Annotated in this window: 13 protein-coding genes; 6 read left to right on the top strand and 7 right to left on the bottom strand. The window is 56.9% G+C overall.

The features are described 5' to 3' along the window. The first annotated feature begins 251 nt into the window (after positions 1–251). The 4 genes from L2097_RS15730 to L2097_RS15715 all read left to right on the top strand — a co-directional run bounded on the left by L2097_RS15730 (position 252) and on the right by L2097_RS15715 (position 6,578). Positions 252–827, top strand: a complete 576-nt coding sequence (locus tag L2097_RS15730) for a TetR/AcrR family transcriptional regulator (protein WP_085005287.1) — start codon at positions 252–254, stop codon at positions 825–827. Between the two features lie 155 nt (positions 828–982). Beyond that, positions 983–2,104 (top strand): efflux RND transporter periplasmic adaptor subunit, encoded by a 1,122-nt coding sequence (locus L2097_RS15725; protein WP_250353258.1) that lies wholly within the window; start codon positions 983–985, stop codon positions 2,102–2,104. Next, entirely contained in the window at positions 2,104–5,211 is a 3,108-nt protein-coding gene (locus tag L2097_RS15720) for an efflux RND transporter permease subunit (RefSeq protein ID WP_250353257.1), read from the top strand. Before L2097_RS15725 ends, L2097_RS15720 begins: the two co-directional genes overlap by 1 nt. 2 nt (positions 5,212–5,213) lie before the next feature. Further along, positions 5,214–6,578 carry an efflux transporter outer membrane subunit gene (locus tag L2097_RS15715; protein WP_250353256.1) on the top strand — a complete coding sequence of 455 codons (1,365 nt, stop codon included), beginning with the start codon at positions 5,214–5,216 and terminating at the stop codon, positions 6,576–6,578. Between the two features lie 80 nt (positions 6,579–6,658). Here L2097_RS15715 and L2097_RS15710 read toward each other — a convergent pair whose 3' ends face one another. The 6 genes from L2097_RS15710 to L2097_RS15685 form a co-directional block, all read right to left on the bottom strand. After that, on the bottom strand, positions 6,659–7,801 hold the full coding sequence (locus L2097_RS15710; protein WP_047371990.1) for an IS481 family transposase: 1,143 nt from the start codon (positions 7,799–7,801) through the stop codon (positions 6,659–6,661). Positions 7,802–8,030: 229 nt separating this feature from the next. Next, on the bottom strand, positions 8,031–8,924 hold the full coding sequence (locus L2097_RS15705) for a MurR/RpiR family transcriptional regulator (RefSeq protein WP_250353255.1): 894 nt from the start codon (positions 8,922–8,924) through the stop codon (positions 8,031–8,033). After that, positions 8,921–9,871 (bottom strand): ABC transporter substrate-binding protein, encoded by a 951-nt coding sequence (locus tag L2097_RS15700; RefSeq protein ID WP_250353254.1) that lies wholly within the window; start codon positions 9,869–9,871, stop codon positions 8,921–8,923. The genes L2097_RS15705 and L2097_RS15700 overlap by 4 nt, the downstream gene beginning before the upstream one ends. 13 nt (positions 9,872–9,884) lie before the next feature. Further along, positions 9,885–10,937: a FecCD family ABC transporter permease gene (locus L2097_RS15695; protein ID WP_250353253.1), complete on the bottom strand. Its 1,053-nt coding sequence runs from the start codon at positions 10,935–10,937 to the stop codon at positions 9,885–9,887. Then, on the bottom strand, positions 10,934–11,950 hold the full coding sequence (locus L2097_RS15690) for a FecCD family ABC transporter permease (protein WP_250353252.1): 1,017 nt from the start codon (positions 11,948–11,950) through the stop codon (positions 10,934–10,936). The genes L2097_RS15695 and L2097_RS15690 overlap by 4 nt, the downstream gene beginning before the upstream one ends. Next, a complete protein-coding gene (locus L2097_RS15685) occupies positions 11,947–12,774 on the bottom strand; it encodes an ABC transporter ATP-binding protein (protein WP_250353251.1) in 828 nt (275 codons plus the stop codon). The genes L2097_RS15690 and L2097_RS15685 overlap by 4 nt, the downstream gene beginning before the upstream one ends. 436 nt (positions 12,775–13,210) lie before the next feature. On the opposite strand from L2097_RS15685, the gene L2097_RS15680 reads away from it, so the two are divergent. After that, complete coding sequence (locus L2097_RS15680; RefSeq protein ID WP_250353250.1) at positions 13,211–15,370, top strand: TonB-dependent siderophore receptor; 2,160 nt, start codon at positions 13,211–13,213, stop codon at positions 15,368–15,370. Positions 15,371–15,535: 165 nt separating this feature from the next. Next, on the top strand, positions 15,536–18,532 hold the full coding sequence (locus tag L2097_RS15675; protein WP_250353249.1) for an Eco57I restriction-modification methylase domain-containing protein: 2,997 nt from the start codon (positions 15,536–15,538) through the stop codon (positions 18,530–18,532). Between the two features lie 492 nt (positions 18,533–19,024). Here the strand turns inward: L2097_RS15675 and L2097_RS15670 are convergent, their stop codons facing one another. Continuing rightward, positions 19,025–20,650 (bottom strand): Eco57I restriction-modification methylase domain-containing protein, encoded by a 1,626-nt coding sequence (locus L2097_RS15670; RefSeq protein ID WP_250353248.1) that lies wholly within the window; start codon positions 20,648–20,650, stop codon positions 19,025–19,027. Positions 20,651–20,916 lie beyond the last annotated feature (266 nt).

The following is a 20,916-nucleotide window of genomic DNA, read 5'->3' as shown; positions in this document are numbered from 1 at the left end:
TTAATTAAGCCAATAATCACCATCGTCGCACACAAATATTATGGATATTACCCTCCATTAATATTCCTAATGGCTTACCGATACCTTTCCTCTTAATTCCCCCATTATCTTCTTCATTATTTCTCCACAATATGGACTTTTGTAAATCCATATTATCTCCCCAGAAAATGCTTAACGCCTGGGGCAAAATTCATATATTCTTATGGTCAATGAGAATGATCATTCTCAAAAACCACAAACCGGAGCCCGGCATGACACCAAAAGCCTCGCAGCAAGAACGCCACCAGATCCGCCAGGACGAAATCATTGTCGCGGCCCGGCGCTGCTTTCGCGCAAGCGGTTTTCACGCGGCCAGCATGTCGCAAATCGCGCTGGAGGCCCAGTTAAGCGTCGGGCAGATTTATCGCTATTTCGCCAGTAAAGACGCCATCATTGAGGAGATGATCCGCCGCATCATCGACAACCGTATCGCTGAAATGGAAAGCAACACCCAGACTGAACACCTCGCGCAGGTACTGGCCTGGCGACAAACGCTCAGCCACGATGACGATGCGCTGATGCTGGAAGTGGCGGCCGAAGCGACCCGCAACCCGCACGTTGCTGCGATGATGGCACAGGCCGATGCGCGCATGTATGAAACTGCCTGCGCTCACCTGAAGAAAATGCATCCGCATCTTGAAGAGAGTCGCGTCCGCTGCTGTGTGGAGGTTATGGCGTCGTTGATGGAAGGTGCCATGTTCAGAAACCTGACGCCGCAAAAATGCGACCCGGCGCAATTACACCAGATATATCAGGACATAATGCAGATGTTATTTACAGAAAAATAATCCGGGATTAAACGAATTTCAGGCGGTGTATAAAAATACCGCTCGTTATCATTTCCGCAAATAGCGGAAGTGGAGTATTGCCATTGCCAAAATAAGGTCAACCAGCCGCCTGTTAATTATCAACGGGCAGGCCTTTTACACGCCGGGGAAATATAATGAAGTTAATAAGAATCACCGTCGTGGCATTATTCGCATTAACTGGCTGCGACAATGCCACACCACCTGCACAACACCACGCGGTTCAGGACGTCGGGGTCGTGACGCTCCAGAGCCAACCGCTTTCCGTATTCAGTACATTGACCGGACGTACCTCGGCCTCGCTGAGCGCGGAAGTCCGCCCGCAAGTTGGCGGTATCATCCAGAAGCGCCTCTTTACCGAAGGCGACACGGTGAAAGCCGGCCAGCCGCTGTACCAGATTGACCCGTCCAGCTACCGCGCCGCCTTCGATGAAGCCGATGCCTCCCTTAAACAGGCGCAATCGCTGGTGGAATCCGACTGCCAGAAAGCGCGTCGCTATGCGTTGCTGGTGAAAGATAACGGCGTGTCACAGCAGGATGCCGACGACGCGAAATCTACCTGCGCCCAGGACAGGGCCAGCGTCAGCGCCAAACAAGCGGCGCTGGAAAGCGCACGTATTAACCTGAACTGGACCACTATCACCTCACCGATCAGCGGGCGGATTGGCATCTCGTCCGTCACCCCAGGCGCGCTGGTCACCGCCGAGCAAACCACGGCGCTGGCCACCGTGCGCGGGCTGGACACCATGTATGTCGACCTCACCCGTTCCAGTGCCGATCTGCTGCGTTTACGTAAGCAAGCGCTCGCCAGCAACGACAACACCCTGAGCGTATCGCTGATTCTGGAAGATGGCAGCACCTACAGCGAAACCGGCAAACTGGCGCTGACCGAAGTGGCCGTTGATGAAGCGACCGGCTCAGTCACCCTTCGCGCCATCTTCCCGAACCCGCATCAGCAACTTCTCCCCGGCATGTTTGTCCGCGCCAGAGTCAATGAAGGCGTAATGGAAAACGCCATCCTCGCCCCGCAACAGGGCATCACCCGCGACAGCAAAGGCAACGCCACGGCGCTGGTGGTCAACGCGCACAACAAAGTCGAGCAGCGTAGCGTCGAAACGGGTGATACCTACGGCGATAAATGGCTGGTCCTGAAAGGGCTACAAAGCGGCGACAAGCTGATTGTCGAAGGCACGGATAAAGTCACCGCCGGTTCAGAGGCGAAAGCCGTTGAAGTGCAAAACAACGGAGGCAAAGCCTGATGTTCTCTCGCTTCTTCGTGCGGCGCCCGGTCTTTGCCTGGGTGCTCGCCATCCTCATCATGATGGCCGGGGTGCTGGCTATCCGCACGCTGCCCATCGCGCAGTATCCGGACGTGGCGCCGCCCTCGATAAAAATTACCGCCACCTACACCGGTGCGTCGGCGCAAACGCTGGAAAACAGTGTGACCCAGGTTATTGAACAACAGCTTACCGGGCTCGATAACCTGCTTTATTTCACCTCCACCAGCAGTTCCGATGGTCAGGTGACTATCACCGTGACCTTCGAACAGGGTACCGACCCGGACACCGCTCAGGTGCAGGTACAGAACAAAGTGCAACAGGCCGAGTCCCGCCTGCCAACCGAAGTCACCCAGTCCGGCGTTACGGTGGTGAAATCGCAGAGCAGCTTTCTGCTCATCATGGCGATGTATGACAAAACCGACCACGCCTCCAGCTCCGATATCGCCGACTGGCTGGTGAGTAATGTACAGGACCCGCTCGCACGCGTTAACGGTGTGGGTAGCCTGCAGGTGTTCGGTGCGCAATACGCGATGCGTATCTGGATGGACCCGGACAAACTGGCTTCGTACGCGCTGATGCCGTCGGATGTACAGACCGCGATTGAAGCGCAGAACGTACAGGTTTCCGCCGGGAAAATCGGCGCGTTGCCAGCCTCAAACAGTCAGCAACTCACCGCCACGGTCCGCGCGCAGTCGCGCCTGCAAACCGTGGATCAGTTCCGCAATATCATCATCAAAAGTGAAACCAACGGTGCGGTGGTACGTATCGGCGACGTTGCCCGCGTAGAGATGGGCAGCGAAGACTATTCGGCAACGGCGAAACTGAACGGCCACCCGGCGGCGGGCCTGGCGGTGATGCTGGCTCCGGGCGCGAACGCGCTGGATACCGCCACGCTGGTGAAAAATAAAATCGCCGGGTTCCGTCACAGCATGCCGCAGGGTTATGACATCGCCTACCCGAAAGACAGCACCGATTTTATCAAAATCTCCATCGAAGACGTGGTACAGACGCTGATCGAAGCCATCGTGCTGGTGGTCTGTGTGATGTATTTGTTTTTGCAAAACATCCGCGCCACGCTGATTCCGGCGATGGCGGTACCCGTCGTGCTGTTAGGCACCTTCGGCGTGCTGGCCCTGTTTGGCTATTCGATTAACACCCTGACGCTGTTTGCGATGGTGCTGGCGATAGGTTTGCTGGTGGACGATGCCATCGTGGTGGTGGAAAACGTCGAGCGTATTATGCGCGACGAAGGGCTGCCCGCCCGCGAAGCCACCGAAAAATCGATGGGCGAAATCTCCGGCGCGCTGGTGGCGATTGCGCTTGTACTCTCCGCCGTGTTCCTGCCGATGGCCTTCTTTGGCGGCTCTACCGGGGTGATTTACCGTCAGTTCTCGGTCACCATCATCTCGGCCATGACCCTGTCGGTGATTGTCGCCCTGACCCTGACTCCGGCGCTGTGCGGCGCGGTGATGCAGCACAGCACACCGCATAAAAAAGGCTTCTTCGGCGCGTTCAACCGCTTCTACACCCGCACCGAAAACCAATACGAACACCGCGTACTGGGCGTATTGCGCCGCGCTGTCACCGTGATCGCCACCTATGGCGTGCTCTGCGCGGCAATGGCATTTGTCATGTGGCGTCTGCCGGGCAGCTTTCTGCCGACCGAAGACCAGGGTTCTGTCATGGTGCAGTTCACCCTGCCCGCCGGGGCGACCGCGCCGCGTACCGATGCGGTCGCCAGCAAAGTGACCGACTGGTTCCTCAACAACGAGAAAGCCAATACTGACGCCATCTTCACGGTCACCGGCTTTAGCTTTAGCGGGAGCGGGCAGAACGCCGGGATGGCCTTCGTCTCGCTGAAAAACTGGTCAGAACGTAAGGGGTCGGAAAATACCGCGCAGGCGATCGCCCTGCGGGCCACCCAGCAGTTAAGCATCATCCGCGATGCCAGCATTTTCGCCATGACGCCGCCGTCGGTGGACGGTCTGGGGCAGAGCAACGGCTTTACCTTTGAGCTGCTGGCAAGCGGCGGCACGGATCGCGACGAACTGCTGAAAATGCGCAACCAGTTGATTGGTGAGGCCAGCAAAAGCCCGGAACTGCAATCCGTTCGTGCCAACGACCTGCCGCAAATGCCGCAGTTGCAGGTGGATATCGACAGCAACAAAGCCGTTGCGCTGGGCCTGTCGCTGAGCGATGTCAACAATACGCTCTCCAGCGCCTGGGGCGGGACCTATGTGAATGATTTTATCGATCGTGGACGCGTGAAGAAGGTTTATATCCAGGGGGATAGCGCGTTTCGCGCCGCCCCGTCGGATCTGAAAAAATGGTACGTGCGCGGCAGCGATGACAGCATGACGCCATTCTCCGCCTTTGCCGCCACCCACTGGGAATATGGCCCGGAAAGTCTGGTGCGCTACAACGGTTCGGCGGCCTATGAAATTCAGGGCGAGAACGCCAGCGGGTTCAGCTCCGGCGTGGCGATGGGCAAAATGGAGACCCTCGCCAACGATCTGCCTGCCGGTTCCACCTGGGCCTGGAGCGGCCTGTCATTGCAGGAAAAACTCGCCAGCGGCCAGGCCATGAGCCTCTATGCCATCTCGATTATGGTGGTGTTCCTCTGTCTGGCAGCCCTGTATGAGAGCTGGTCCGTGCCGATTTCGGTCATTCTGGTGATTCCGCTCGGCCTGCTTGGGGCGGCGCTGGCGGCCTGGATGCGCGGCCTGAACAATGATGTCTACTTCCAGGTGGCGCTGCTGACCACCATTGGCCTGTCGTCGAAAAACGCCATTTTGATTGTCGAGTTTGCCGAAGCCGCGGTGCAGGAAGGCTACTCCCTGAGCCGGGCGGCGCTGCGCGCGGCACGTACCCGTTTACGCCCGATTATGATGACCTCGCTGGCATTTATCGCCGGGGTGCTACCGCTGGCCGTGGCCACCGGGGCCGGAGCCAACAGCCGCGTGGCCATCGGTACCGGCATCATCGGCGGTACGCTGGCCGCCACGCTGCTCGCCATCTTCTTTGTTCCGCTGTTCTTTGTGCTGGTGAAACGTCTGTTCGCCAGTAAACGTCAACGCCAGGAGTAATTATGTTTCGTATTAGTGTGCTTGTTCTGGCTCTCCTGAGCGCGGGCTGTGTGTCGCTCGACCCGACGTATCAACGCCCGGATGCCCCGGTTCCGGCCACCCTGCCCGGCAGCAGCGGTGAAGCGAAAGCGGTCGCGACCGACTGGAAACAGGTGGTCAATGACAGTCGCCTGCAACAGGTGGTGAGCCTGTCGCTCACCCAAAACCGCGATGTGCAAAAAGCGCTTGCCGATATCGATGCGGCGCGTGCGCTCTACGTTGAAGACCGGGCCGCGCTCTTCCCAACGGTAAACGCGGAGTTAAGCAACACCCGCAGCCGTACCGTGGCCAGCGGCGTGACCTCCAGCTCAGAGGCCAACGGCGCGGTGTCGAGCTTTGAGCTGGATCTGTTTGGTCGTAACCAGAGCCTTGCGCGGGCCGAGCGGGAAACCTGGCTTGCCAGCGAATATACCGCGCAAAACACCCGCCTGACCCTGGTGGGGGAAATCACTACCGCGTGGATTACGCTCGCGGCGGATAACAGCAACCTGGCGCTGGCGCAGCAGACGATGGAGAGCGCGCAAAACTCGCTCAATATTGTGCAGCGCCAGCAGCAGGTGGGCACGGCGGCGGCCACGGATGTGAGCGAAGCCATGGCGGTCTATCAGCAGGCACGAGCAAGTGTCGCCAGTTACAAAACCCAGGTGGCGCAGGATATCAATGCGCTCAATCTGCTGGCGGGAACGACCGTGGCGCAAAGTCTGCTGCCCGGTACGCTCGAAAGCCTGGCGCAGGACAGCATCAGGCTGACGCCTGCGGGGGTGTCGTCTTCGGTATTGTTGCGCCGTCCGGATATTCAGGAAGCGGAACATAATCTGAAAAGCGCCAACGCCAATATTGGTGCGGCACGGGCGAATTTCTTCCCGTCGATTTCGTTAACCGCCAGCGCAGGGGTGGGCAGTTCAGCCCTGTCGTCGCTGTTTAATAACGGTATGAAGGTCTGGTCGTTTGCGCCGTCAATTTCACTGCCGCTGTTTACCGGCGGCAGTAACCTGGCGCAGTTGCGCTACGCAGAGGCAGAGAAGAAAGGGTTGATTGCCACCTACGAGAAAACGATCCAGAGCGCGTTTAAAGATGTTGCCGATGCCCTCGCCCGCCGCCAGACGCTGGATGAGCAACTCGACGCCCAGCGCGAGTATGTCGCCGCCGAGCAGAAAACGCTGGATATCGCCCGTCGCCAGTATCAGGCCGGGACCGGGGATTATCTGTCGGTGCTGACCGCGCAGCGTTCGCTGTGGTCGGCGCAGGAAGGGCTGATTTCGCTGCAGCAGACGGATCTTGAGAACCGCGTAACCCTGTGGCAATCCCTGGGCGGCGGCGTGGGGTGATTTTCCTCTCACCCTAACCGTCTGCCCTGTACGGTCCGGAGACATGGTAGACAGGTGTTCGGGGACATGGTGAACACTTTTTAACACCCTTTCCCCATGATGATCGACCTCTTTTTCAGGTCGATCATCCCCACTTTCGTGCTGTACCACCACACCTCATAGCAGCCATCTTCTGCCGTTTCACGCAGGCCCACATATTCACCCCTGAACGCTTTCCCTGCACTCAGGCTCACTCCTTTTATGCTCAGCTTCCCGCTCACATCCACCTTCCTCACCTGCACGCCCTCATCATAGTCCGGCGGCTGAACCGCCCCGCTGTACTGCCGCGATGACGGCTGATAACGTGACGCCGGGACCCCCATGTCCAGCGCTTCATGTGGACGCTCCAGGTTATAGACCGCGCGCCAGTCGTCGAACACCTGCTGTAACTGGCTGGCGTCCGTGAACCACCGGCCCTGCAGCACTTCGGCCTTCAGGCTGCGGTGAAAACGTTCCAGCTTGCCCTGCGTCTGCGGATGGTAAGGCCGCGAATGCCCCACCCGGATACCCTGGCGCATCAGCCACAGCTCCAGCGCGGTCCAGCTTCCTGTGGTGTCGCCCCAGGGCGCGCCGTTATCCATCGTCATCCGCGCCGGCAGACCGTAACGTTCAAACACCCTCACCAGCTGTTGCCGGACGGTTGTGAGCCGTTCATCAGGACAGTGTGCGAGGCAGAGCGAGAACCGGGAATGGTCATCCAGCAGGGTGAGCGGGTGGCAGCGGCCACCCGCAAAAGGAAAGTGACCTTTAAAATCCATCTGCCAGAGCTGGTTGGGCGCGCTGTGTTCGAAGCGTCCGGTGGCAGGAATGCCGGGTGTGCCTCCCGGCAGCAGGCCGTGGCGGGCCATCAGGTTGTGCACGGTGCTGAACGCGGGCAGAACGTGTCCGCGGTCCTCAAGCCAGCGCTTAATCTTGCGGGCGCCCCAGCGCTCATGGGCGCAGTGGGCCATGCGCAGCAGGTCCGTCACACGGTCATCGGTTCGCCGGGGCGAATGGAGAGGCGCACGGGAACGGTCAGCAAGACCGGCGGCGCCTTCCTCAGTCCAGCGGCGAAGCCACTTGTAGCCGGTGGACGGCGAAATGTTGAAATGACGGCAGAGTGCCCGGAGGTTCGCCCCGTCCTGCGAGGCAAACAGTACAAACTCAGAACGTAATGACATGGTATCTCTCGCATCCCAGGGCATAAGCGACTCCATAAACGGGTTCTTATGCCTCAGTTGTAAGTGTCTACCATGTCCCCGAACAAGCGTTCACTATGTCTCCGGACTGTACAGCCCAAAGGGGCGAGGGGACCGATTGACTGCCGCCATCCGGGAATGCCCCCGGCGGCGCTGCGCTTGCCAGGGCTACGGGCGGATGTAGCCCGGATAAGGCGCCTGCCGCCATCCGGGAATACCCCCTCGCCCGCCGGGATTACGCCTTTTTACCGCCGGGTTTCAGGCCACGGTGAAACTCATTAATGCGTTTCACCGTTTTGATGGCTCGCTGCGAAGCGGCCGACGCCACAGACAACACAATCATCTCCAGACACAGCAACACGGTACCATGCAACGGGATTTTGCCCTTCTCGCCGCCGCGCGGCACATGAATCACCACGTCCGCCTCTTTGCTAAACCGCGAATCCAGCGCGTTGGTCAGCAAAATTGTCGGAATCCCCAGCCGTCGGGTCTCTTTTAAGGTCGTCAGCCCCTCCCGGTGGGCCGATTTCTGCGCCATCATCACCAGCACATCGCCGCGTTGCAGGCTAATAAGCTGCTCTGCCAACCCAATACCGGTGCGGTTGAGCGCTACCGCTGGCAACCCGACGCGGTTGAACAAACGGGCGGTATAGTCGGCAAGAATCCCCGAGGCGCCGATACCAAAAATGGCCGCCTGGCGTGCATCCACTAACAGGGCGACGGCCTGCGCAATGGCATAACGGTTTTCCGGCGCCGACAACACCTCGCAGGTGTACTGGTGCCCTTCCAGCACAAAATCGATGCCGGAATTCACATCACACGACAGCGCCCCGACCGTGGTGCTCATCTTTTCCGCCGAAGTTACCGTCGGCCCAAACCAGTGCTCCATCGTCTGTTTCAGGTCGCGTAATCCGGCAAAACCCAGCGCCTGAATCGCGCGCACCACGGTGGCATCCGAGGTTTGCGTGGCCGCCGCAATTTCAATGGCCGTATGTTCCAGCACGACGTCCCGGTTTTCATGAATATAGCGCGCCACCGACAGTAAGCGCGGCGACAGCGTATGCGCCCGCGCCCGGTAACGCTCGCCATACACATCCACCCGCCCTTTGTTTTTCGTTGCCCGCATCATTGCACAGACCCTGGTAGCGGACGCCCGGCGATTTGCGATTGTACCTGCGCCACCATCAGACTCAGCGCGGCATAGGAGTTAGAAATGGCTTCTTCGCGCGAAATCAGCACGTAGTGCCCGGTGCGACAGGCCGAAAGAAAATTACACCAGCCCGGCATCACCGCATCCATTGCCGCCATTTCATCCTGGGGCTTACCGCCGGTATCCCCACGCCAGGTGGCGAAGACAAAATCGGCATCCAGCTCCGGCAGCCGCTCCGCGCTGACATCAATACGCCCGCCCTCAGGAATACTGTCAATCAGCGGAGGGAAAGCGAATCCGGCGTCACGCAGCACCCGTCCCAGCGAATGATATGTATGCAGGGCGTTGATTTTCCCCTGGTTGGCCTGAATCACCGACACGCGGATGTGGCGGGTATCCACCGTCGCTTTTAGCGCCGCGATTTGCGCCTGATAACGACGTTCAAGAATGGCGAGACGTGCCTGGCTGCCGGTCAGATCCGCCAGTTTGCTGTAGATACGCGGCGCGCCACCGTCAAGGTGATCGATACTGACGGTCGGGGCGATTTTTTCCAGTTGCTCCACCGGCGTATTGCGACTCGGCTCGGTAATGATCAGATCCGGTTTGGCCGCCGCCACGGCTTCAATATCAATGGTTGCGGTGCCGATAAACGCGATCTGGCTGTTATCAAAATCCACCCCGGTCAACATCGCACTGGAGCGCAGCGTATGGCTGCCGTCGGGCCGGGTGCGGCCATGGCTGGCGACCGGCGGCACGCCCAGTTCAATCAGCGGAATGGTGATGTCGAGATCGTGCAACGAGACAATACGCTGCGGATGCAGCGGTACGGTCACCGTCCGTCCCAGATCATCGGTAAAGGTGCGGGTCGCGGGTTCGGCATGCACCGCCGTCACCGCCAGTAATAAGAAAGTGAAAAGTAAACGCATACGGCTCCCTGAGTTATAACCGGTCCCGACGCTGCCAGAGCAACAGCAGGAAAAATGGTCCGCCCGTCAATGAAATCACAATGCCCGCCGGGATTTGCAGCGGCGCAAACGCCAGTCGTCCCAGCGAATCCGCCACCAGCACCAGCAACGCCCCGAGCAACGCGCTGCCGGACAAGAGCGCCACCTGGCCGCCGCGCAGCAGGAAACGCGCCATATGCGGCGCGATCAACCCGACAAAACCGATACTGCCCGCACAGGAGACGCAGGCGGCGGTCAATAACACCGGAGCAATAAAACGAAGACGCATCAGCCACGCCATCCGCACGCCCAGCCCGGCTGCCGCCTGATGACCGAGCAGCACCACATCCGAGGCCCGCGCCGTAAGAAACAAAATCAGTGCGGCAGGCAGCGCCCAGCAGGTCGCCACCAGCAACAACGGCCAGGTGGCGGTATGCAGGCTGCCCGCCATCCACACCAGCGCGGTCTGCACATCGCGCACATCGGCGGTGGTCATAAACACGCCGATACCTGCCGCAAAGGTCCAGGAGACGCCAATGCCGAGCAGAATAAAGCGCGGACGGGAAAAATCCCGCGCCAGCAGCAGCACGATCAACGCCGCCAGCAGGCCGCCCACCATGCCCACTACGGGTCGCCAGGCCAGCCCCAGCGCCGGGAAAAGGAGGATCAGCGCCAGCACTGCCACGCTACTGCCCTCTTTCACCCCCAGCAGTCCTGGATCCGCCAGACCATTACGGGTAATCGACTGCATCGCTGCCCCGGCCATGCCCAGCATGGCACCGCAAAGCAACGCCATCAGCAGGCGCGGCAAGCGGATATCCCGCACGATATACAGCTGTTCCGCGTTCAGCGCCTGCGGGAAAAAGAGCGCGCGGCCGATCGCCGATGCAGGAACCGGCAGCGAGCCCTGCATCAGGCCGGAAAGCAATAACCCCAGAGCCAGTAGGACCAGCGCGGCGCTCCACACAGCCGTCTTTGGCCGCCATAAACGGGAAAAATGCCCCAGCCGAAAGGCGCGAAAGCCGACGCGCGACAGCAGCGAACTCATTTGAATAACCTCGATGCCAGCAGGATAAACAGCGGTGCCCCCACCAGTGCGGTCATCACCCCGGTTGCCAGCTCATGAGGCGCAACCAGCGTGCGGGCAGCGATATCCGCCAGCAGCAGCAATAACGCCCCGGTTAAGGCACACAGGGGTACACCCGGACGCAGATCATCGGTGGCAAAACGGCGCACAAGGTGCGGCACCACCAGGCCGATAAAGCCGATCGGTCCGGCCAGCGAAACCGCCGCCCCGCACAACAGGGCAATAGCAACAAGCCCAAGGCCACGGGTACGCACCAGCGAAATGCCCAGCCCGGTTGCCACCTGGTCTCCCAGCGCCAGCATGTTCAGCGCCGGGGCGACCCACAGCGCTAATACCAGCCCCATCGCGGCCACCAGCGCCGCGGTACGCACGGCTTCCCGGCTTAGCCCGGCCAAATCCCCGGCAAGCCAGGTGCGCATCGCCAGCAGGGTTTGTTCGTCCAGAATCAAAATGGCGGCGGTAATGGATGAGGTAAACGCGGTGAGCGCCACGCCACACAGGGTAACTTTCATGGGGGTCAGGCCCGTTTTCCCTGCGCCGGCAAGCCCCATCACCAGCGCGAATAACGCCCCGGCCCCGCAGGCGGCAATCAGGGGTTTACCCGGCCCGAAAGTGAATCCAAGCGCGGTGGTCGCGACCACGGCCAGCGCCGCCCCCGCATTAAGCCCAAGAATATGCGGCTCGCCGAGCGGGTTGCGGATCACCGTCTGTAACAGCGCCCCGGCAACCCCGAGCGCCGCCCCGACCACCAGCGCCGCCACAAGACGCAGCAGACGCAGGCTGATAATTACCTGATGGTCGAAGTTACGCGGATCAAAGGCCAGAAACGCGCGCACGACGGTTTGCGGGCCAATCGTCCGCGCGCCGAGCCCCAGATGGGCAACCGACGCCAGCGCCAGTAACACCAGCACCAGCAGGAAGGCCAGCCCGCTTCGCCCGCGGCGGTGGCGTACGAGAAGACATTGCATGGTCATGCGTGCGGCTCGTGCTGACGGCGAAATGGCATAAAGAAGGGTTTCCCGGTCATCGGGTTAAGGGAGACGTGCACATCAACATCAAAGACCGATTTGATAAGCGCCGCCGGGCAGGGATCGCCTTCGTGCAGCACACCTTCTACTTTGCCCTGACGCAGAAAAACCAGCGTATCGCCGTAATTCACCGCGAAGTTCAAATCGTGTAATACCACCACCACTGTGCGCCCGTGATGGCGTGTCAGAGAGTGCAACAGTTCAAGGATCTCCACCTGATAGCGCAGGTCGAGGAAGGTGGTGGGCTCATCGAGCAAAATCACCGGGGTTTGCTGGGCCAGCGCCATCGCAATCCAGCAGCGCTGGCGCTGGCCGCCGGAGAGGCTGTCGACCGGAAGATGGGCAAACTCGGTGGTTCCGGTCACCGCCAGCGCCTCTTCAACCGCCTGTTGATCGTCGTCAGACCACTGGCGCATAAAGGTTTGCCAGGGAAAACGCCCACGGGAGACCAGTTCAAACACGGTGAGCCCTTCGGGGACTAACGGAGACTGAGGCAGGATCCCCAACTGGCGCGAAACCGCTTTGGTAGGCTGTTGATGAATGGCTTTGCCATCAAGCCGGACGCTGCCGCCCAGCGGTTTGAGCAGGCGTGCAATCGTACTGAGGAGCGTGGATTTACCGCTGCCATTGGCGCCGACCAGAACGGTCATTTTACCGGAGGGGATGGCCAGGCTGATGCCATCAACAATCACTTTCTGCTGATAACCTGCCGAGAGATTGTCCAGCACAATTCCGGGCCGACTGGCCGCATTGTCCACCTGCTGTGGCATTTTCACTCCTGCGCCGCAACCACGTGGTACACTCCGCGCGCGCCAGCTTAACAAATAAAAATAAATATCATTCTCTTTTAGATTTTGCCGCCAGCCAATGTAGTAGTCAAGAGATTCAAATCCCCCTCTCTTCATCGGGATTTTTAGGCTGACTACAGCCACTTCATTGTCTGGAATTGGTTTTTAATTTATTTATTTTCAAATAATTAAACAGTTCAAAGACTCGTTTTCAGCCGCATTTTCACCCGCAAAATGCGGTGTAGTCATTTTTATCATTTTTCCATTTACTACTACATTTCTCCATGATTGAATGATTCTCAATTACATATCCGGCATGAATACGTTGATGCCGAAGGATAGATTCGCAGTCGCGGGCAATGAATAAAAACCTTCCCTTATGCCTGACTGGCAGGGGCATTTTGGAAAAACGGACAACATGGCTGAGTTAACTTCTTCGATCTCCGGGAAAAAAGGACGCGCACTGTTTTCTGCGCTGTTCCTGGGAGCAACCTTTTCACCTCTGGTACAGGCGGCAGCGAACACTGCTGCGGATAAAGAGAGCGACACGCTGACCGTTCTGGCAGGCGCTTCATCGGCAGATCAGGCCGCGACGGCAGGCTATCAGCCGCTGAATACCTCGGCGGCAACGCTCACGACGATGCCACTGCTGGATATTCCGCAGGTAGTTAACACCGTCAGCGATAAAGTGCTGGAAGATCAGCATGCGACAACCCTGGATGAAGCGCTGTATAACGTCAGTAACGTGGTGCAGACCAACACCTTAGGCGGCACGCAGGACGCTTTCGTGCGCCGTGGATTTGGCGCGAACCGCGACGGGTCAATCATGACCAACGGTCTGAGAACCGTCCTGCCGCGCAGCTTTAATGCCGCTACCTCGCGCGTTGAAGTGCTGAAAGGCCCGGCCTCCACGCTGTACGGGATTCTGGATCCTGGTGGGCTTATCAATGTTGTAACGAAACGCCCGCAAACTACCTTTGGCGGCTCCGTTTCTGCCACCTCCTCCAGCTTTGGCGGCGGCACCGGGGATGTCGATGTCACCGGGCCGATTGAAGGCACCCGCCTGGCATATCGCCTGGTTGGTGAATACCAGAATGAAGATTACTGGCGTAACTTCGGTAAAGAGAAAAGTACGTTTATCTCCCCGTCGCTGACCTGGTTTGGTGATGACGCAACGGTCAGCGTGCTGTACTCGCACCGTGACTACAACACCCCGTTCGATCGCGGCACGATTTTCGATCTCAAGACCAAACAGCCGGTGAATGTCAGCCGTGAAACCCGCTTCGATGAGCCGTTCAACATTACCGATGGCGCGTCAGATCTGGCGCAGCTGAACGCCGAGTATCGCCTCAACAGCGCATGGACGGCGAAACTGGATTACAGTTTTAGCCAGGACAAATACAGCGATAACCAGTCACGCGTAATGGCCTATGACGCCGCTACCGGTAACCTGACGCGCCGCGTGGACGCCACCCAGGGATCAACTCAGCGGATGCACAGCACGCGTGCCGATCTGCAGGGCAATGTGGATATCGCCGGGTTCTATAACGAGATCCTGACCGGCGTGTCGTATGAGAATTACGATCTGCTGCGTACCGATATGATCCGCTGCAAAAACGTCAAAGATTTCAACATCTATAACCCGACCTACGGCAATGCCAGCAAATGTACGTCGGTGTCCGCTTCGGACAGCGACCAGACTATCAAGCAGGAGAGCTACTCCGCCTATGTTCAGGACGCGCTGTACCTGACGGACAAATGGATCGCCGTGGCCGGTGTGCGCTACCAGTACTACACCGAGTACGCAGGCAAAGGCCGCCCGTTCAATGTGAACACCGACAGTAGCGACGAACAGTGGACGCCAAAATTCGGTCTGGTCTACAAACTGACGCCATCGGTTTCCCTGTTCGGCAACGTCGCGCAGTCGTTTATGCCGCAGTACTCCATCGCCAGCTATATTGGTGAGTTACCGCCGGAAAAATCTACCGCGTGGGAAGTGGGGGCGAAATTCGACCTCTTTGACGGTGTTACCGCCAATATATCCCTGTTCGATATTCATAAACGCAACGTGATGTACAGCGAGATTGTGGGTGACGAGACGGTGGCGAAAACCGCAGGCCGCGTGCGTTCGCAGGGTGTGGAAATGGACATTGCCGGCGCACTGACCAGCAACATGAACGTTATCGCCAGCTACAGCTATACCGACGCCAAAGTACTGGAAGACCCGGAATATGCCGGGAAACCACTGCCGAACGTGCCGCGCCATACCGGTTCTGTGTTCCTGACCTATGACATCCGCAACATGCCGGGCGGCAATACGCTGACCCTTGGCGGCGGCGGCCATGGGGTGAATCGTCGCTCGGCGACCAACGGCGCGGATTACTACCTGCCGGGCTATTTTGTGGCTGATGCCTTCGCCGCTTACAAAATGAAGCTGGAGTACCCGGTCACGCTGCAGCTGAACGTGAAAAACCTGTTCGACAAGACTTACTACACCTCCTCTATCGGTACCAACAACCTGGGTAACCAGCCAGGCGATCCGCGTGAAGTGCAGTTCACGGTCAAAATGGATTTTTAAGGCTAATGTCTGTGAGCATTGCCCCGCGTTTGCGGGGCTTTTTTTTGCCTGTCGCCTGCCGCACACCGGTTTCCAGGGAAAGACATCGTTGCGCGGATTGCCTATGATGATCCGCTCGCGTAACGCCCACAGGGAAAACACCGCACGTCAGGATCGGGAAATCAGATGACAAAAATTGAGCAGCTTGAACAACTGGTGGCGAAATATCAGAGTGATTTGGCCTACTACCACTCCAGAAAGTATAACGAAACACAGCTACGAACTGATTTTCTCGATCCGTTGTTTACCCTGCTGGGCTGGGACATTATTAATGCCCAAGGCAAACCGACCAACGAGCGTGAAGTGCTGGTCGAAGAGGGATTAAAAGCGCGGATGGGGGAAAACGCGAAGAAACCGGATTACACCTTCCGTCTGTTCTCCGGGCGCAAATTCTTTGTCGAAGCCAAAAAGCCGAGCGTGGATATTACCCTCGATCCGGAACCGGCAAAGCAGGTGCGGCGCTACGGCTTTACCGGTAAATTAAAAATCTCGGTACTGACAAATTTCGAATATACCGCTATTTATGACTGCTCTACGCCGGTAGAACAGAGCGACCAGGCCAGCCATTCACGCATCAAGCTGTACCACTACAGTGAACTGGTCGCACATTTCGATGAATTAATGGCGCTGATTGGCCGTGACAGCGTCTATTCCGGACAGTTTGATAACGAATGGTCCGCCATCGAAAGCAAGATCCTGCGCTTTAGCGTCGACGATCTGTTCCTCAGGCAAATTAACCACTGGCGTTTATTGCTCGCCAGTGAGTTTCTCTCCCTTAAACCCGATCTGAATGAAGAAGATCTCAACGATCTGACGCAGAACTACATCAACTGCATTGTCTTTTTACGCGTCTGCGAAGATCGAGATTTAGAGGCATACGAGACGCTCTGGTCTTTAGCACAGAAGCACGATTACAGGGCGCTGGTACAGACTCTGCAAGCCTCGGATCGGAAATATGACTCCGGCCTGTTCGCCCTCGACCATATAGAAGAACTGATCAGTAATGATAATTCGGCTATCTGGGAGATCATCAATCAGCTCTATTTCCCGCAGAGCACTTACTCCTTTGCGGTCTTCTCTTCCGATATTCTTGGCAGTATTTACGAGATCTTCCTGAGCGAAAAAATCAAAATTAGCTCGAATGGCATCCCCGAAATTCGCCCTAAAGAGGAACATCTTGATCGCGATGTCGTGACCACGCCGGTGCATATTATTAACGAGATTATCCGCAACACAATAAGCGAGTTTTGCCAGGGCAAAAGCGATGAGCAGATCCTCAATGCCAAATTTGCCGATATCGCCTGCGGCTCAGGCGCTTTTCTTCTGGAGGTATTTCAGTATCTCCAGGATACACTGGTCGACTATTACATCAGCCATGATCGCACGAAGCTTCAGCAACTTTCGCCGCACAGTTTCAAACTGAAATTGTCAGTGAAAAAAGAACTGCTGAGCCGCTGTATTTACGGCATCGACAAAGATTACAACGCGGTGAAAGCCTGTGCTTTTGGCCTGTTGCTTAAACTGCTGGAAGGCGAATCGAAAGAGACGATTGGCGATGACAAGCCAATCCTGCCGAAAATTCAGCGCAACATCATTTTTGGCAATAGCCTGGTAGATACAAATGACGGGGTTGCGGCTGCGGACAGCTACAGCGTGAACCCGCTGCATATTGATGAAAACAGCTTCGATGTGATTGTCGGCAACCCACCGTATATGGCAACGGAGCATATGAAGCAGTTCACCCCGGCTGAATTGCCAGTCTACAAAAAGAAATACCAGTCGGCTTACAAACAGTTCGATAAATACTTTCTGTTTGTTGAACGCGCCATGCAGTTGCTAAAAGAGGGCGGCTATCTGGGCTATATTCTCCCGTCCAAATTCAGCAAAATCGGTGCGGGGAAAAACCTGCGTAAGCTGCTGGCGGATAATCGCTATCTGAGCAAGCTGATTTCATTTGGTGCGCATCAGGTCTTTCTCAATAAAACTACCTATACCTGCCTGCTGTGCCTGCAAAAATCGCCGCAGAAGGAATTCGCTTTTTATGAAGTGAAAGACTTTAAAAAGTGGCTGACCCGTGAAGATAAATCATCGCTGTTAAGCCTGCATTCGCCCGATAAACTGGATTCCGATACCTGGGTACTGGAGAAGGAAACCAACGATATTTTGCAGCGAATGTTCAGCAAATCTGCCGAACTGGGGGAGATCCTGGGCAAAGGGGCGATTGCGAACGGTATTCAAACCAGCGCCAATGAATATTACGTACATAAAAGCCTGAAAACGGAAAATGGTTATGTCTGGTTCGTCTACGACGGCGTGGAATATTCGATTGAGGAGGCCTTAACCCGCCCCTATTTTGAAACGCCGCGCGCGGGTCAGGATAATTTCTATAGCTATAAAGATGTGGAGCCGAACGCCTTCGTTATTTATCCCTACCACAAGGTGGATGGCCGCATTCAGTTTATTGAGTACGACGATTTACGCACCCATTATCCGCAGACATTCGCCTTCCTGCAGGTGGTCAAACCGTATCTTGATAATGGCAAACGGTCGATAAAACCGGACCCGACAACACCGAACGAGTGGTATCGCTATGGACGTAGTCAGGCCCTGGAGAACTGCGATGTGCCGCAAAAAATCATCGTCGGCGTGCTGTCGAATGGCTATAAATACGCAATTGATAACCACCGGACGTTTGTCTCTTCCGGCGGCACGGCGGGCTACAGCATTATTAACGTTCCCGACGACTGCCCCTACTCTATTTACTATATTCAGGCGCTGTTAACTTCCCGTCATCTGGAGTGGTTCGCGTCGATTTATGGTGAGATTTTTCGCGGCGGCTTTATCGCCAGGGGCACTAAAATCCAGACCCGTATGCCGATTCCGACCATCCGCTTCGCCGACTGCGCCGACACGGCACGCCACGACGATATCGCCACCCTGCAAAGGCAGCTAAACCATCTGTATTCCCGGATGGCACAGGCATCGGCACGGGAAAAAATCGTCTATCAGCGCCAGTTCGACACCCTCCAGGCACGGATGGATGCGTTGATTACGGCGTTGTTTGATTTGGGTGAGTTGGATAAGAAAATCCCGTCGATAGAGGCGTTGTATAAGGGATTGTGAGTTTTCTCCCGGATGGCGGCGCAAACGCCTTATCCGGGCTACCCCCATGTAGCCCGATTAGCGGAGCATCATTGGGGGAGGGTTACCTCCTGTGCCGTATATTCCCCTCACCTCAACCCTCTCCCACGGGGAGAGGGAGAAAACCAGTCGTAGCCCCGGTCAGCGAAGCGCCACCGGGGGAGGGTTACCTCCTGTGCCGCATATTCCCCTCACCCCAACCCTCTCCCACGGGGAGAGGGAGAAAACCAGTCGTAGCCCCGGTCAGCGAAGCGCCACCGGGGGGAGGGTTACCTCCTGTGCCGCATATTCCCCTCACCTCAACCCTCTCCCACAGGGAGAGGGAGAAAACCAGTCGTAGCCCCGGTCAGCGAAGCGCCACCGGGGGAGGGTTACCTCCTGTGCCGCATATTCCCCTCACCCTAACCCTCTCCCACGGGGAGAGGGAGAAAACCAGTCGTAGCCCCGGTTAGCGAAGCGCCACCGGGGAAAAGGTCATTTCCGTAACCGGCGATCCTTTAACTTTTCCCAGATCGTCATCAGTTTGTCGTTATCGTCTTTGCTAAAGCCTAACGCGGCCAGGATCTTCTCGCCCTGGCTGCGGATCACGGCGGCAATCTCTCCGGCTTTCACCTGCTGGTTGATGCCCGCCAGATCGTGCTCCATCCCTTCGATCACGGGGATATACAGCTGTTCAATCTCCGACGGCACCAGTTCCAGCACGCCACCGCCGTAATAACGCCCTTCCAGCTCCGCGGTGATCGCCGTCAGCGGATTTAAAAAGCTGCACACCAGATTTTCACTGCTGGTAAAGGTCGAACGCACGCGGTAGGCGGTGTCGGTGGTGTAGGCTTCCGCCTGATTGAGGATTAAACGCGGCGCTTCATGGCAGCGTTTCAGCATGCCGATACTGGTGCTATACACCGAAGGGACCTTGTACCACGGCTTGCGAATGCGGCATTTATAGCGCGTGTGCAACTCCTGCGACTGGCCGAAAAGAATATACTCCTTCACTTTTAACGGCAGCGCGTCGTAGTCGTCAGCAATATAGAGGAAGTTGGTGGGCAGGCCGTTACGCTGGTTTTCCGCATGCTGGTTGGCATCATACAAAATCCCCGGACAGTGTTGACTGCGGCCAAACATCGGATGGGCATAATCCGCCAGTTGATACTGCTCAACCGTATGATTATCCACCAGAAAAAACTCATTCGCCCCGGTCACGATCCCCACATCCACGGTAGCAATATCATTAAACTGATGCACCGCGTCATGATTGATAAGCGACTGAATCAACGCCAGCTCATCGCGCTCCAGCACCGCTTTAGTCCATTTACCGGCAACGGTTTCACCGTTGATCCCCGGCGTACGCGCAAAGAGGGCGTTTGGATCTTCGGCGAGAAAATCAAAGCCGTTAACGCTGACGATCCCCACGCCTTCGGTTTCCTGTTGCGGATCGGTTTTCTTCTCGGCCAGGATGATCACCGCGCCCTGGAGCGTGTCTTCAAACCAAATCTCTTTCGGATCGATAATGACGATCTTCGAACACACCTGCCCCGCGTAACTGCGCAGCGACTGAGCATGCATCACATGAATGATTTCCGACGGGATCACCATGCCAAGACGCCCGCCCTCTTTAAGCAGCGCCAGCGAAGAGAGCAAAAACGGTACCCATGCATTGGTATGTTTGGTGAATTTCTGCTTGAGCTGTTTAAACACCAGCTCCGCCTGCACCTGAAATTCATTTTCCAGGAACTGGTAGCGGATAAACGGCGGATTGCCGACAACACCATCGTAAAGCGTATGGTTTTCAGCCAGTTGTTTATTGGCCCACACCAGGTAATCGCCTTCGGTTACCGTCGCGTTAGAAAACCCCAGTGTCTCGCAGCGCTGCACAGCCTTTTGCGCCTCGATATCAAAAAGCTCAAAGCATGCCAGGCTGACCGTTTTATCGCCATTGTTGTTATGAATAGCCTGGATAAATGCACCATCGCCGCAGCTCGGTTCCAGCACGCTGGCCGGGTGTGTACTCAACACCCAGCGGGTCACGTAATCAGCTAAGTTTTGCGGCGTATAGTAACCACCCCGGAGTTTCTGGCTGGTCTGGTCTGCTTTGAATTTCATTCGTTACCTTTGAAAAGCCCGCGCGTTCAGTGCGCCGTTTCTGCGCGACATAGGGTACAGCCTTTATCACGATTCTCAAAGGACGGGGACAACGGCCACAATCGCCTTAAATCCACACAGTTATTGCGATTAAAAAAGTGAACACAAAATGTGTCTGGCATCATATTTCACGGTGAATAGTTCTCTCAATAAACTATTTGTGAGTTTAATCGCGGATATTTTTTTATATTTATCTATTTTTAATACTCCCGTAACGTCAGAGGACG

The sequence above is a fragment of the Citrobacter sp. MNAZ 1397 genome, from assembly GCF_023613995.1.
Lineage (GTDB): Bacteria > Pseudomonadota > Gammaproteobacteria > Enterobacterales > Enterobacteriaceae > Phytobacter > Phytobacter ursingii.
Note: the sequence above shows the minus strand (reverse complement) of the source record. Positions and strands in the feature narration are given on the sequence as shown.